At 58.5% G+C, this 13,600-nt stretch carries 16 protein-coding genes; 4 read left to right on the top strand and 12 right to left on the bottom strand.

Annotation, left to right across the window (positions count from 1 at the left end):
• Positions 1 to 9 precede the first annotated feature (9 nt).
• On the top strand, positions 10 to 1,002 hold the full coding sequence (locus tag ACR0JR_RS10835) for a hypothetical protein (RefSeq protein WP_170474133.1): 993 nt from the start codon (positions 10 to 12) through the stop codon (positions 1,000 to 1,002).
• Here ACR0JR_RS10835 and ACR0JR_RS10830 read toward each other — a convergent pair whose 3' ends face one another.
• From ACR0JR_RS10830 to ACR0JR_RS10815, 4 genes are read right to left on the bottom strand one after another with little or no spacing between them, the layout of a single operon-like run.
• The gene (locus ACR0JR_RS10830; RefSeq protein WP_480456148.1) at positions 1,003 to 2,268 is read right to left on the bottom strand and encodes a molybdopterin-binding protein; all 1,266 of its coding nucleotides are present in this window, start codon (positions 2,266 to 2,268) and stop codon (positions 1,003 to 1,005) included.
• Positions 2,265 to 2,756, bottom strand: a complete 492-nt coding sequence (mobB, locus tag ACR0JR_RS10825; RefSeq protein WP_480456147.1) for a molybdopterin-guanine dinucleotide biosynthesis protein B — start codon at positions 2,754 to 2,756, stop codon at positions 2,265 to 2,267. Before mobB ends, ACR0JR_RS10830 begins: the two co-directional genes overlap by 4 nt.
• Positions 2,753 to 3,409, bottom strand: coding sequence for a molybdenum cofactor guanylyltransferase MobA (gene mobA, locus ACR0JR_RS10820; RefSeq protein ID WP_480456146.1), 657 nt, complete (start codon positions 3,407 to 3,409; stop codon positions 2,753 to 2,755). The genes mobB and mobA overlap by 4 nt, the downstream gene beginning before the upstream one ends.
• Positions 3,402 to 4,343: a formate dehydrogenase accessory sulfurtransferase FdhD gene (locus ACR0JR_RS10815; RefSeq protein ID WP_480456145.1), complete on the bottom strand. Its 942-nt coding sequence runs from the start codon at positions 4,341 to 4,343 to the stop codon at positions 3,402 to 3,404. The genes mobA and ACR0JR_RS10815 overlap by 8 nt, the downstream gene beginning before the upstream one ends.
• Between ACR0JR_RS10815 and ACR0JR_RS10810 the strand changes: the two genes are divergently transcribed.
• Positions 4,342 to 5,052: an AzlC family ABC transporter permease gene (locus ACR0JR_RS10810; RefSeq protein WP_480456144.1), complete on the top strand. Its 711-nt coding sequence runs from the start codon at positions 4,342 to 4,344 to the stop codon at positions 5,050 to 5,052. The two genes, ACR0JR_RS10815 and ACR0JR_RS10810, sit on opposite strands and share 2 nt — an antisense overlap.
• Positions 5,049 to 5,381, top strand: a complete 333-nt coding sequence (locus ACR0JR_RS10805) for an AzlD domain-containing protein (protein ID WP_480456143.1) — start codon at positions 5,049 to 5,051, stop codon at positions 5,379 to 5,381. Before ACR0JR_RS10810 ends, ACR0JR_RS10805 begins: the two co-directional genes overlap by 4 nt.
• Here the strand turns inward: ACR0JR_RS10805 and ACR0JR_RS10800 are convergent.
• The 7 genes from ACR0JR_RS10800 to ACR0JR_RS10770 form a co-directional block, all read right to left on the bottom strand.
• Complete coding sequence (locus ACR0JR_RS10800; protein WP_480456142.1) at positions 5,370 to 6,002, bottom strand: hypothetical protein; 633 nt, start codon at positions 6,000 to 6,002, stop codon at positions 5,370 to 5,372. The two genes, ACR0JR_RS10805 and ACR0JR_RS10800, sit on opposite strands and share 12 nt — an antisense overlap.
• A 23-nt stretch (positions 6,003 to 6,025) precedes the next feature.
• Positions 6,026 to 6,160, bottom strand: coding sequence for an aa3-type cytochrome c oxidase subunit IV (locus ACR0JR_RS10795; RefSeq protein ID WP_480456141.1), 135 nt, complete (start codon positions 6,158 to 6,160; stop codon positions 6,026 to 6,028).
• A gap of 68 nt (positions 6,161 to 6,228) precedes the next feature.
• Positions 6,229 to 6,783 (bottom strand): hypothetical protein, encoded by a 555-nt coding sequence (locus tag ACR0JR_RS10790; RefSeq protein WP_480456139.1) that lies wholly within the window; start codon positions 6,781 to 6,783, stop codon positions 6,229 to 6,231.
• The gene (locus ACR0JR_RS10785) at positions 6,770 to 8,608 is read right to left on the bottom strand and encodes a glycerophosphodiester phosphodiesterase family protein (RefSeq protein WP_480456138.1); all 1,839 of its coding nucleotides are present in this window, start codon (positions 8,606 to 8,608) and stop codon (positions 6,770 to 6,772) included. The genes ACR0JR_RS10790 and ACR0JR_RS10785 overlap by 14 nt, the downstream gene beginning before the upstream one ends.
• A gap of 64 nt (positions 8,609 to 8,672) precedes the next feature.
• A complete protein-coding gene (locus tag ACR0JR_RS10780; RefSeq protein WP_170544721.1) occupies positions 8,673 to 9,122 on the bottom strand; it encodes a DUF6173 family protein in 450 nt (149 codons plus the stop codon).
• Positions 9,123 to 9,126: 4 nt separating this feature from the next.
• Positions 9,127 to 10,173: an MBL fold metallo-hydrolase gene (locus tag ACR0JR_RS10775; RefSeq protein WP_480456278.1), complete on the bottom strand. Its 1,047-nt coding sequence runs from the start codon at positions 10,171 to 10,173 to the stop codon at positions 9,127 to 9,129.
• Positions 10,173 to 11,876, bottom strand: coding sequence for an acyl-CoA dehydrogenase family protein (locus ACR0JR_RS10770; RefSeq protein WP_480456137.1), 1,704 nt, complete (start codon positions 11,874 to 11,876; stop codon positions 10,173 to 10,175). The genes ACR0JR_RS10775 and ACR0JR_RS10770 overlap by 1 nt, the downstream gene beginning before the upstream one ends.
• Before the next feature lie 132 nt (positions 11,877 to 12,008).
• Between ACR0JR_RS10770 and ACR0JR_RS10765 the strand changes: the two genes are divergently transcribed.
• On the top strand, positions 12,009 to 12,956 hold the full coding sequence (locus ACR0JR_RS10765; protein ID WP_480456136.1) for an L-threonylcarbamoyladenylate synthase: 948 nt from the start codon (positions 12,009 to 12,011) through the stop codon (positions 12,954 to 12,956).
• Here the strand turns inward: ACR0JR_RS10765 and ACR0JR_RS10760 are convergent.
• Positions 12,953 to 13,507: a YqgE/AlgH family protein gene (locus ACR0JR_RS10760; RefSeq protein ID WP_480456135.1), complete on the bottom strand. Its 555-nt coding sequence runs from the start codon at positions 13,505 to 13,507 to the stop codon at positions 12,953 to 12,955. The genes ACR0JR_RS10765 and ACR0JR_RS10760 overlap by 4 nt on opposite strands.
• Positions 13,508 to 13,600: the final 93 nt, after the last annotated feature.

Raw genomic sequence — 13,600 nt, 5'->3', positions numbered from 1 at the left:
GCATTTATCATGTCAGGGTCTGAGCCCGAGCAAGAACCCGAGAAACCGACCTCGCTGGGAATCTACGATCGGCCCGCGCATCCCTCGATTACCGAGATCGAGATCGCGGCTGTTGTGCTCAGCCTGATCTGGCTGGTGGTGTCAGTAGTATTTCTGGTGCTCCCCGGGGCACAGGAAGGCGGATTTATCGTCACATTTCTGGCGGTGTTTATGCCAGTGGCGATGATCTGGGTTGCAGCGTTGGCGATGCGCGCCAGTCGCGTTATGCGCGAAGAAAGCGCGCGTCTGCAAACCGCTATCGACGCAATCCGCAACAGCTATGTGGTGCAACAACAGCGCGCGACCAGCACCTATGAACCGACGGTCGGCAAGAAACTGGATGAAATCGCCGAAAGTGCCAAAAAGACCGAGAGCGCATTAGCCACATTCTCAACCAATCGCAGCGAACCTGCACGCGCCAGCAAGCCCGCATCCGAACCTGCAAATCAAACCACCTTGGAACTTGGCACGCCTGCGGAAGAGATTGCGGCCCCGTTGCCAACCAACATCTTCATCCGCGCCCTGAACTTCCCCGAAACGCAGAGCGACGAGGCGGGTTTCGACGCGCTGCGTCTTGCGTTGAAGGATCGCAAGGCATCGCAACTTGTTCAGGCCTCACAGGATGTTCTGACCCTGCTTAGTCAGGAAGGCATCTATATGGATGACCTGCGCCCCGATATGGCCCGGCCCGAGATCTGGCGGCAGTTTGCGCAAGGCGCCCGCGGGCGTTCGGTGGCTGCGTTGGGCGGTATCCGGGACCGGTCTTCGCTGGCGCTGACGGCGGCGCGGATGAAACAGGATCCGATCTTTCGCGATGCGGCACACCATTTCCTGCGGCGCTTCGATCACATGATCGTTGAGTTCGAACCCGACGCCAGCGACGCCGAACTGAACGCATTGGGTGAGACGCGTACCGCGCGCGCTTTTATGCTGCTGGGACGGGTTGCAGGGACGTTTGACTGATTAGAGCCCAAAGCTTCCGTATGGGATAAATCGTACTGGATCACCCGGCTGAATATCACGCGCACCGTCCTCGATTTCAACCAGCCCTTCGGCCCAGCTCAGCCCGCTTATCCGGCCGGACCCTTCTGAATGAAACACCTCGGCCCGTCCTTCACGGATGCGGGCGCGCAGATATTCGCGGCGACCCGGTTTCTTGCGCTTTTCAAATGCGGCAGGCACGTCGAACCCTTGCGGTTCCTGCCAACCTGCTCCGGCCATCAAGCTCAGCGCGGGGCGGGCGAATACCAACGTGCAGACCATTGCGGCCACCGGATTGCCGGGCAGGCCGAACACCGGCGTTTGATCCCACATGCCCAACGCCAAAGGCCGTCCGGGTTTCAGCGCGATGCGCCATTCCTGCATCGCCCCGGCCTCTTGCAACAGGGCTGAGACGTGATCTTCATCCCCGGCAGAGGCCCCACCGCTGGTCAGGATCACATCCACCCGCCGAGCGGCTTGATCCAGATGATCCTCCAACGCCTCCCGGCTGTCCTCGGCGCTGTCAAGATCAACCGGTTCAAACCCCATTCGTTCGACCAGCGATAACAGCATCGGACGGTTGGCGTCGTAGATTTGCCCTGGTGCGGCAATGTCACCGGGCTCGACCAATTCGTCCCCGGTCGACAGCACCCCGACGCGCAGCACTTTGTACACCGACACTTCGGCCAACCCAATTGCCGACAAAAGTGCCAAATCAGCGGGTGTCAGCCGTCGCCCTGCAGGCAAGGCCAGCGCACCTTCGACCACGTCTTCGCCAGCCTTTCGTGCGTTTGCACCTTTTTTCAATGGACCTCGGAACGCAATGTGACCCTGATCGAGGGTCACATCCTCTTCCAGAATAACCGTATCAACACCCTCCGGAAGCGCAGCCCCGGTCAACACGCGTACGGCATGGCCCGAGGGAACCTTACCGCCAAACGGAACACCGGCCGCTGCGCGACCTTCAACCAAGGGCAAGACACAAGGGCCACCCGCCACTGGTCCGGCAAATCCGTACCCATCAACAGCGGTGTTGGGCTGTGGTGGGTTTGACCGTTTGGCCTGCACATCTTCTGCCAGAATGCGACCGGCGGCCTGCATCAGCGGCGCGCTTTCGACCCCTGTTACCACGGTCAATCTGTCCCGGAGCAATGCCAGTGCGTCGTCGACCGGCGTCCAGTTCACCCCGGCGGGCAAGGCAAAGCAATCATTGCGCAGGGGTGGAGGCGATATGTCCGGCTTGCTCATAGTCCGACCTCCCCAAGAATGAAATCAGCAATTGCCGCCGTATCGTTCAAATCAAAAACAGGGCGATCCAGCTTCAATGGCGTATCACTGGCAACCGCACGGATCGAGTCATCTTCCGTCGAGATCAGCGGGTTTCTAGGCGCTGTACGAAATGCCTCCACTTTGGGGTGGTGTTCACGCTTGAACCCTTCAATCAGCACCAGATCAACCGGAGACAAGCGTGCCAACAAGATATCCAGTTTTGGCTCTGGTGCTCCGCGCAATTCCTGCATCAGAGCAACACGCTGACCCGATGCCAAAAGCACTTCGGACGCCCCAGCCACGCGATGCCGGTAACTGTCTGTTCCCGGCTGGTCGACATCGACACTGTGGTGGGCATGTTTAATGGTAGAGACGGTAAACCCACGTCCAGTGATTTCGGCCACCAGTCGCTCCACAAGCCCGGTTTTGCCCGCGTTTTTCCAACCGATGACGCCGTAGAGTCTCATGCCAGCTCCAACAGGGTTTCAGCGCGTACCAGATCATCGGGTGTGTTGACGTTGAAGAAGGGATCAAACGGCTGGGCCGAAAACAGCGCTTCTCGCCCGTCATGCTTGTCAGTCCAAAGGACAACCTTGCGCAAACCACCCTCAAGTGCCGCCCGCAGATCATCGCGCAACGCAACAGGCCAGAGACCAAATGTCGGGTGCCTGTTCACCCGCCTGGACCCCCCCGATTTCAAGGCCTCTTCGCCAGTTCGCGGAGTGGTTGCCAGAACAAGAGGGTGCTTTTGCCCTTCGGAAGCCCGCACCAGTTGCGCCACCAGATCTCGCGGAAAGAACGGTGTATCAGCGGCGACTGTCACAATGGACTGGGCACCCTGTTCTGCAGCCCAATCAAGTCCAGCGAGAACGCCGGCAAGTGGTCCCGCAAAGCCATCGATCGAATCCGCAATCACAGGCAATCCCAGTTCATTGAATCGCAATGCATCCCCGTTGGCATTCAGAGCCAGAGCCTCGACCTGAGGCGAGAACCTATTGATCACACGATCCAGCAGGCTAACCCCGCCGATCTGCAACAACCCCTTGTCGCCTCCCCCCATGCGAGTCGCCAGGCCACCTGCCAAAATAACGCCCAACAGTTTTGGTGTCCGTTCAGCCATTGGCACTTTTCCTACGATGTTTCTTGTCCTCGACAGCCACGGATGTCGGATCAACGTCACGTACCAAACGGTCTTCGCCAGACAAACATACAAACCGCTGCCCGCGCATGCGACCGATCAGCGTCAGGCCGACCTCTCGCGCGATTTCAACGCCCCAGGCGGTGAAGCCCGACCGCGATGCCAGAACCGGGATCCCCATCATTGCCGTTTTGATCACCATCTCCGAGGTCAGGCGACCGGTTGTGTAGAGGATCTTGTCTGCGGCGCCCTCTCCCTCGGACAACATCCAACCCGCGATCTTGTCGACGGCGTTGTGGCGGCCCACATCCTCCATATAGACCAGCGGGCGGCTCTCACAGCACAGCACGGTGCCATGGATCGCCCCGGCCTCAAGATACAGCGACGGCGTGCGATTGATCTTGGCTGCCAGATCATAGAGCCACGAGGTGCGCACCGAGACCTGCGGCAAAAGCACGTCCTCCAACCCCTCCATCATGTCGCCAAAAACGGTACCCACTGCGCAGCCACTTGTCCGCGTCTTCTTCTTCAGCTTGTCCTCATACGAAGTCTCACGCGCGGTGCGCACGACAACGGTTTCCAGATCATCGTCGTAATCGACCCGCGTGATCTGATCATCGGCCAGCAGCATGCCCTGATTACGCAGAAACCCCAGTGCGAGATATTCGGGGTAGTCACCAATGGTCATCGCGGTCACGATTTCCTGCGAATTTAGAAAGATCGTCAACGGGCGCTCCTCGACTACCGAGATCTGGCTGACCTCTCCATTCTGATCTACGCCTTCAACCGCGCGGGTCAGTCGCGCCGCGCCCGGATCAGGGGCAATTAGGTAGTCTGACAGGTCGAATTCCTTGGCCAATTGCAACCCCTTCCCAAGACGGCTACTGCTGCTCGCAACACCATAGGATTTAGCCATGGCCTCTGCCACACCCAAGTCATACTTCTGGAAAGGTTTTCGCGACGGGGCACCATTCGTCTTCGTTGCCATGCCGTTCGGCCTGCTGTTCGGAGTCTTTGCAACCGAGGCGGGGTTGAACATCATTCAGACCATGGCCTTTTCCGCCACCGTATTTGCGGGTGCTGCGCAATTCACCGCGTTGCAATTGCTGCAGGACAATACGCCCACCGTGATCGTCTTGATTTCTGCACTGGCGGTGAATTTGAGGGTTGCAATGTATTCGGCCTCGCTAACGCCCTATCTGGGCGCAGCGCCACTGTGGCAGCGCGCCTGCGCGGCCTATCTGATCGTCGATCAATCCTATGCCTGCTCGATGATCCGGTTTGAAAAAGAACCCGATATGACCGTGCCACAGCGCATGATCTATTTCTTTGGCTCGGTCACACCGATTACGCCGCTTTGGGTCTTGGGCACGTATCTGGGCGCGGTTCTGGGAACGCAGATACCAGAAAGTTGGGCCTTGGATTTCGCATTGCCAATCACCTTTCTAGCCATGATCGGGCCAATGATGCGCACGTTGGCCCATGTGGTGGCGGCATTGGTTGCGATCGTGGTGGCCTTGCTGACGGTTGCTGTGCCCTTCAATCTAGGCCTTCTAATCGCAGGTGCCGCAGGAATGGCCGCCGGTGCACAGGTCGAACTGATGCTGGAACGGAATAAGTCATGACGCAGATCGATAGCACCACCATCTGGATCATAATCATCGGCCTTGCGATTGGCAGCTACCTTCTAAGATTCACATTTATCGGTCTGGTTGGGGATCGCCCGATGCCGCCCTGGCTGCTGCGCCACCTGCGCTATACGGCAGTCGCGATTATTCCTGCCCTGATCGCGCCACTTGTGGTCTGGCCATCCGCCACCGACGGCCAGCCTGATTTGCCGCGCATGTCTGCTGCTGCTGTTGCGTTAACAGTCGGGTACGTCACAAAGAACGTTCTGGCGGCGATTTTTACGGGCGCCGCCACGCTTTATGGTTTGCTCTACCTAGTTGGTTGAGGCTGCTTCAATCTGGTTCAGGCGCGCGTTGTTTTCGGCCAGACCCTGCTGCAGATCGGCCGAGTCACTTTCGCGATACTCCGTCGTGACAACACCCGGTATCTGACCAAACTGGTCAGACAGTTTCACCGGATAGAATGTGGTTCTGATTTGCTCGAACCCTGGAACCTGCTGCAAAAGCTGTGCCGTTGAATTCGCGCAGAATGCCCCGGCAACTGGACCCATCTGTTTGGCCAGTTGAAGCGCGATTTCCGCCTGTTGCGGCGTCACTTGGATAGTTTGGATACGGGCATAATGCGTCTCGCGCGCGTGACTGCTGCGATAGGCACGCTCGACATTTGGCGTAATGCCATAAAGCACATCGTTCTTTATCGGTACTACGTCGGCACGAAAGGATCCCGCAGGATCAAAAATCACCCTCTCGCTACCACTGATCATCAGCGACGTATGCGCCCCCGACCCGGTGCGCGTGCTGATCATTGTATAAAGCGTCAGTGTCGACGGCCCCGGATCACGATAGGACCGGGATGCGATTTCAGAGGACTCAGCCTGCGGGCGCTGTGAACCAGCGCACCCAGCAACTGTCGCCGCCAGCAGACAGGCTATTAAAATCCTGAACATGGGTGGTACGCCGCAGAAAATGATCAGGCAGCAAATACCGCCAGGAAAATGCAAAGGAAGATACTTGCCACCACAAACCAGGTGGTGAATTTGATGAACCCGTCGAAGGTTTTGGTTTGAACGGTGATGTCCATCTCGCCGTGCTTATGTTCAGCCATGTTTCAAAGAATCCCAATTCGCGTGTTTGGAATGCTGAATAATGTAAAAATCAGGGCCTGTCACGACGTCATTCGCGCGCAGTTGGACCAAAGATCGTGCAGCCGAGATAACCAAACCCCCAGCGCCAGGGCAGACCGCTGCACGGACCACCACCAAAGCGTACCGCAAGGAACATTGCCTCGGATGTAATCGAATGGACCGAGCGAATCTGATCCGGCGTCATATCATAGCGCGCAGCATAGTCCTCGGCATGGGTATCACCGTGGGCTTCGACGCAAAGGCGCAGTCCTTCGTCAGCAGCAAGACGCGCATCAAAACTGGCTTCGGCCTGTGACGCACCACCCGCGTTATGATAGGCGCGATCATGTGTGACGCAGCAATACTCCCACGGGGGATGCTCTTCGTACAGCAAGCTGAACTTGGGGAAGGTCTCAGCGACTAGTCGCCAACTTGACGATAATCCACCCGAGCAGCCATCGGTTTCAAACGGGGTCAACTCAGCGCCTTCCATCGACTCGACTAACGCCCTGTGCGCGGGCATTTCAACGCTGCGCATCAAGTCCTGCGCATTGGCGGGAAGCACGCAGCAGGCCAAAAGGGCGGCGAGTCTATGGGTTTGCATCGCGCATCTCGGAGGTTTCGATCGACAGGCCAAAGGTCGTTGCCAGCCACAACATCAACCGCTCCCCCGGCCCCATTTCAGCGCGGACGCGCAACACTTCGCGGGCCATCGCGGGACGGTCGGTAATCAGCCCGTCGACCCCCATCGAGGCCATGGCCGACATTTGCAATGGGTCGTTCACCGTCCAGACATAGATATCCTTGCCCGCATCGTGGACCGATCGGATCAGACCCGGCGAAACCGTTGCTGCGTTCACAGCTACAAAATCGCCCTCAAGCCCCGACAAATTGCCAATCGCGGTGGCGGCCAATACTCCTGCGCGCCAATCCGGGCGCAGCGCTTTCATTTTCTGCACCGCAGGATACTTCAGGGACATGGTGGCGATATCGTCCTGCATCTCAAGTTCTTCGACAATCGCAGCGACGCGGTTTTCCAGATCGACGTCATGGCCGTAGTATTTCAGCTCGATAATGACTTTGGACTTACCTTTGGCAGCCTCAAGCACATCATACAGCGTCGGCGTCCGTTCCGAGGCGTATTCCGGGCCGAACCAACTGCCGACATCGATCTCGGCCACATCCTCCATCGTCGCATCCCAGACCTTGAGCGGCACACCGGCCAATTTCATGAAATCACTGTCATGCGTGATGATAACCACACCGTCTGCTGTTTCCTGAACATCGATCTCGACCCAGTCGGCGCCATCTTCGATCGCCTTCAACACCGCAGCCATGGTGTTTTCCGGCCGTATCGCCGCCGCGCCCCGATGCCCGATGACATCGGCATGGTCGGGCGCTTGAATTCGCTCGAGCAATTCCTGCCCGGACCATAGGCCGATCAGCAAAGCAATAGTTGCGCCACCCACAACCGCATAGAGCGGCGCGCGTAGGTTGCCCGGCTCCGGGTGGGGAACCTCGTTGGCTTGCGTTTCGAAGAACCCATCCAACAATACCGCCAGTGCACCCAGTGCTATTGCAGCGAGCACAAGCCCTGCCAATGACCATAAGCCCGCGACAATAAAACTGAAAATCAGCGCAAAACGCAGGTTCGCGCTTTCTTGCAACGGCACCAGATCAAACAGCACACCGGCGGCACCCGCGATGAGCGCCGCAATGAACAGACGAATCGCAAGCCACAGGGCCAGTTCAATCTTAAGGCGGCCGCGTTTACCCTCCATCCGATCAGTACTAACTGAGAAAGCCTCGGCAGGTTCGCAATCTTCAAACAACACAAGATGCAGAGCCAGCGCCCAGGCCGAAAGCCTGCGGATCAGAACCCAGGCCAGGCAGAGCACCACAAAGCCGATCAGAACCACCGCCACCCAGAACGAAGGCGGATGGAAGGTGAGGTAATAATTGATGTCGTATTCCGTCAGCGTCCACCACGCGATCACACCGGCCACAACTACAAACGGCAAAGCCAATAAGAGCACCCTCAGAATAAACCGCGCAGCAAATCCGAAAAGCGCAGGTACGCGCGTCAAGATCAGGCGGATCGAAGCGCTGCCCGCGCGCCACGAGTCGTTCTCACCCATTCGCAGCGATCCTGCCATGACAGAGAAAACAAAGACTTCAGCAAGCAGGAACAGGCTGAGCACCGCAACCGCCGCGATGAACCCTGCAGGCGACAGCAAGAACATAGCAATGTCCTGATCTGTCAATGCGGATTGATCCGACAGTGAAACGGCCAGATTGACGGCAATGGCAACGCCGGGGGCGATCAATGCAACCAGCAACAACCGCACAGCAACATAGACAGGCACAAAAACACGCCGCTGGGCCCAAGCGCCGCGATAGGCGGTTGTTACGGCTGAGAAATTGGTCACGCGGCGCCCTCCTGAATGGTGAACTCATTCAAGGCTGCGAAAGCGTGAATTGCAAGGGTGCGCGTTAGCTGTCTTCCAGATCAGCCGCCAGCCGGAATCCGATGCGATTGGCCGGTTTGTCTTCGACCGTCTTGGGCAATGCGCGCAGCATCACATTCAACTGGCTGACATGCTGAACCAGCTGGGTTTTGGCCCCGCCGCCGTCCGAGCCATAAAAGGTGATGATATCGGGATCAAAGTAGCCCATGCCCTCGATCCGCATGACACCCGCGTCACCCCCGGTAAAGCCCATGGCAACCTCGTGATCGCCATCCAACGTCTTTTCGAAATTCTGGATATACATGATCAGCCGCTCATAGGCCCATTGAGCAGGGCTCTTGGTTTCGACCGGCTTTTGCAACGGCTTAGGCAAATCTTTGTTACCCGATGCGGCATCGGGGTTGGCATGTACCTCATAGCAACGGGGTAATGCTGCGGATTCGGCGGCTTCCGCCGATGTTTCGATCTTGTCCATTGCTTTACCCTTTGCGCTGATATTCCCACGCCCCGTCCGCGCGGCGCGTCCGGGTGACCGCTCCAATGTGGTAGAGATGGTTCATATGTGCAACCGCCTCGACCAGCGCGAGGCCGTATTCGCCGCCTTTGATCTGACGTTTGAACAGCGGGGCAAAGCACTCGGCTGCGGTCTTGGGCTGATCTAGATCGCTTAGCAAACGTTCGAGCGCGCCATGGTGATTATCGATTAGTTGACGCATCCGAATAGGCAGTCCAGTGAAGGGCAGCTTGTGCCCGCCCAGAACCAGATGATCGGGTCGGGCCAGAGGCTGCAGGCGTTCGCAGGCTTCCAGCCAATCAGCAACCGGATCTGCCATCGGCTCAGTCGCATAGACACCCAGATTCGAGCTAATCGAGCTGAGAATCTGATCTCCGGTCAACACCAGATTGTCGTCGCGGCTCCAAAAGGTACAGTGTTCAGGTGCGTGGCCGTTGCCCATGTGGACGTCCCAGTCGCGCCCGCCCATGCGGATCACGTCGCCTTGTTTGACACGGGTAAAGCCCAGCGGCATGGGGTAGACGGTGTCGGCAAAGTTGAAGGGACGTTCAGCCATCCGGCCCGCCAGCACATCCGCATCCATCCCGGCGCTGCGGTAGTAATCGAGCGTTTCCTTCGGCCAGTTCTCCTGGACGTCCAGCGTCAGCATTCGGGCGAACAACCAAGCGGTGCGGCTGGTCACAAGCTCGGCCCCGTGTTCGGTCTGGAACCAGCCTGCATTGCCGACGTGGTCGGGGTGATGATGGGTGACCACAACCCGGTGTACTGGCTTTCCGGCCAGAGGCCCTTCCATCAGGGTCTGCCAGATGGCACGTGTTTTCTTCGACGAAAGCCCGGTGTCGACTATCGTCCAGCCATCGCCATCATCCAGCGCATATACATTCACATGATCCAGCGCCATGGGCAAAGGCAGCCTGATCCACAGAACACCTTCTGCAACCTCGACCCATTCGCCGGGTGCAGGCGGTTCAACCCACGGATAACGCATCACCTGAGGCCCCTCGCCATCCATCAAACCGCCAACTCCTCAGCGCTGAGCGCATAAAGGTCATCAGCCCCGTTCTGCGCCTGTGCCAGCAAGCCTGTATGCTCGGGCAGCAGCGCGTTGATGTAGTAGCGCGCCAGTTTTGCGCGCGGTCCATCGGGATCGGCCAGAGCCGCCGACAGGTGGTAATGCCCGCCCAGCACCCGCGCAAAGGCCTTGAGAAAGGCTGACGCCCCGGCAAAGCGGTTATTCATGTCTGATTGCGCAACGATCCACTCTGTGGCTTCACGCAGTGTCTCAGATGCCTCCCACACTGGGCCGGCAAGCTCGGGCATAGTGGCGCGGGCTTTTTCGGCCTGATCCTCGATCTCATCCAGCAGGTTCGAAGCCGCCTCACCCCCATCCATCATCTTGCGCGCCACAAGATCCATGGCTTGAATGCCATTGGTGCCCTCATAGATCGCGGTTACGCGGACATCGCGGTAGTATTGCGCAGCGCCGGTTTCTTCGATGAAGCCCATGCCACCATGCACCTGCACCCCGGTCTCAGACACACGCATCCCGGTTTCCGTCCCGAAGGCCTTGCAGATTGGCGTCAGCAAAGCGGCCCGTGCAGCCCAATCGGCCTCACGCGTGGCCTGCGCCATGTCGATCGCAGCTGCATTGGCCAGCATGATTGCTCGCGCGGCAAATACATCCGCACGCATCGAAATCAGCATCCGCCGTACATCCGCGTGGTCGATGATCGTGCCCGAGGGCGTCCTGCCTTGCTTGCGTTCCAACGCATAGGCAAGCGCGTGCTGATAGGCTCCTTCGGCCGCACCGACGCCCTCACCACCAACGCCCAGACGTGCGTTGTTCATCATGGTGAACATCGCGGCCATCCCGCCATTTTCTTTGCCGACCAACCAGCCTCTGGCACCGTCATACTGCATCACGCAGGTTGGGGACCCGTGCAGGCCCATCTTGTGTTCCAGCGAGACGACTTTCAAATCGTTGGCAACGCCAGGATTGCCATTTTCATCGGGGATGTATTTCGGCACCAGAAACAGCGAAATCCCCTTGGTCCCCGGCACACCATCGGGCAGACGCGCCAGTACCAGATGGCAGACATTCTCGGCAAAGTCGTTATCGCCCCATGAGATATAGATCTTCTGGCCCGTCACCGAATATGTGCCATCGCCATTATCTTCGGCCTTCGAAGTCAGCGCTCCGACATCCGAGCCAGCCTGTGGCTCGGTCAGGTTCATGGTGCCCGACCATTCACCCGCCATCATCTTCGGCAGATAGAGCGCCTTCAACGCATCGCTTGCGTGATGCTCCAGCGCCTCGATCTGGCCTTGGGTCATCAGCGGGGCCAGTTGCAGCGACAGGCAGGCGGCGCTCATCATCTCATTCACGGCGGTGGTCATGGTCATGGGCAGGCCCATGCCACCATATTCGGGATCGCCGCTCATCCCGATCCATCCGCCTTCGGCAATCGCTTTCCACCCTTCTGCGTAACCCGGAGGCGTACGCAAAACGCCGTTCTCCAACCGCGCGGGTTCCAGATCGCCCGGACGTTGAAGCGGGGCCATGATCTCTTCGCACATTCTCCCGGCCTCGGTCAGAATGGCGCTGACAACGTCATCGCTGGCCTCCGAGAATTTCTCGGTCGCGGCGATCTGGTCAAAACCGATCACGTTGCGAAACAGGAATTCATAGTCTGAGATCGGGGCACGATAGGGCATGGTTTCCCTCTGAGTCTGGCAGTTTGTCAGCGTGGGGTTGGAATCCCGGCCCCACGCCGGTATTCATCTGGGCTGGCACGATTACCTACCGTGACCTGAACTGCAAGCAACCAAAACGCGGCGTCACGACCTATGACCATTCTCGGCACTCAAGACTTATCAGCAGATGCCGACGGCATCGCTAAGGCCGCCGACCTGTTGCGGCAAGGACTGCTGGTCGCCTTCCCGACCGAGACTGTCTATGGTCTGGGCGGCGATGCGCGGAATGGCGAGGCTGTGGCTGCGATCTATGAGGCCAAGGGGCGGCCCAGCTTCAACCCGCTGATCGCCCATGTAGCCTCAACCGAAACAGCAAAAAGGTTTGTTGAATGGACCGATCAGGCCGAGCAATTGGCACAAGCCTTCTGGCCCGGTCCACTTACAATGGTTCTCCCCTTGCAGGATGATCACGGGATTTCATCACTCGTCACGGCGGGGCTGGATACTTTGGCTGTTCGGGTGCCCGCCCATCCCACCGCACGCGCCTTGTTGGCCTCATTTGATGGCCCAGTGGCGGCCCCCTCGGCTAACCCGTCTGGGCAGATCAGCCCAACCACAGCGGCCCATGTCCGAACCGGGCTCGAGGGGCGGATCGCTGCCATTCTGGATGATGGTCCCTGCGGTGTTGGGCTTGAATCCACCATTGTCGGTCTGGCCGGAGCCCCTGCTCTGCTGCGGCCAGGTGGTGTGGCGCTGGAACGAATCGAAGAAGTTTTGCAAACGGAATTGCATCATCACCAGCCGGGTGATCTGCTGACTGCGCCGGGGCAATTGCAATCCCACTACGCGCCGGATGCGCCCGTTCGCCTGAACGCACAAGCCACACAAGGCGCCGAAGTTTTGCTGGGATTCGGAGATGTCACCTGTGATCTGAACCTTTCAGATAGCAGCGATCTTGCCGAAGCCGCCGCCAACCTGTTCGCGGCGCTACACAAGCTGAATGAAACAGGCCGACCGATTGCTGTTTCACCGATCCCAGATCATGGGTTGGGTACAGCCATCAACGACCGCCTTCGCCGCGCGGCGGCCCCCCGCGATTAGGCGCGGCCTGCGCTGGCAGAGAGTGTCAGTGGATCAACCCCCAGCGTGGCCAAAGCGGCCTCCCATTTCTCGTCATCCGGAACATCGAAAACAAGTTTCGAGGACGCTTCGGTCGTCAACCAGCCATTCATGGCGATCTCATCCTCAAGCTGATCCGGCCCCCAACCAGAATAGCCCAGAGTCAGCATCGAATTCAGCGGCCCCTTGCCTGATGCCAGATCTTCAAGCACATCGAGCGTTGCGGTCATGCTGAAATCTTCCGCAATTTGCATCGAATGCAGATTCGCATCGTAGTCCGCGCTGTGCAGCACAAAGCCACGCGACATCTCGACCGGGCCGCCGAATTGAACCAGACGCTCCCCAATAACCGGAATGCGGCACGGGATGTTGAGCTGTTCCAGCAAGGTCTTGATCCGCAAATCTGAAGGCTTGTTGACAATCAAACCCATCGCGCCATCTTCGCCATGGCTGCAGATATAGACGACCGAATGTTCGAATCGTGAGTCGCCCATGCCGGGCATAGCAATCAGCAGTTTTCCCGTAAGGTCCATCAGCAAACTTCTCTTGCGCCATAGGATGACACCAGAATGAACCCGCATGCCGGGGAATGGCAAGGGACCAGCTGGGATTTCTGGGCATTTCAC

This window comes from Ruegeria sp. AA3 (assembly GCF_056542905.1).
Note: the sequence above shows the minus strand (reverse complement) of the source record. Positions and strands in the feature narration are given on the sequence as shown.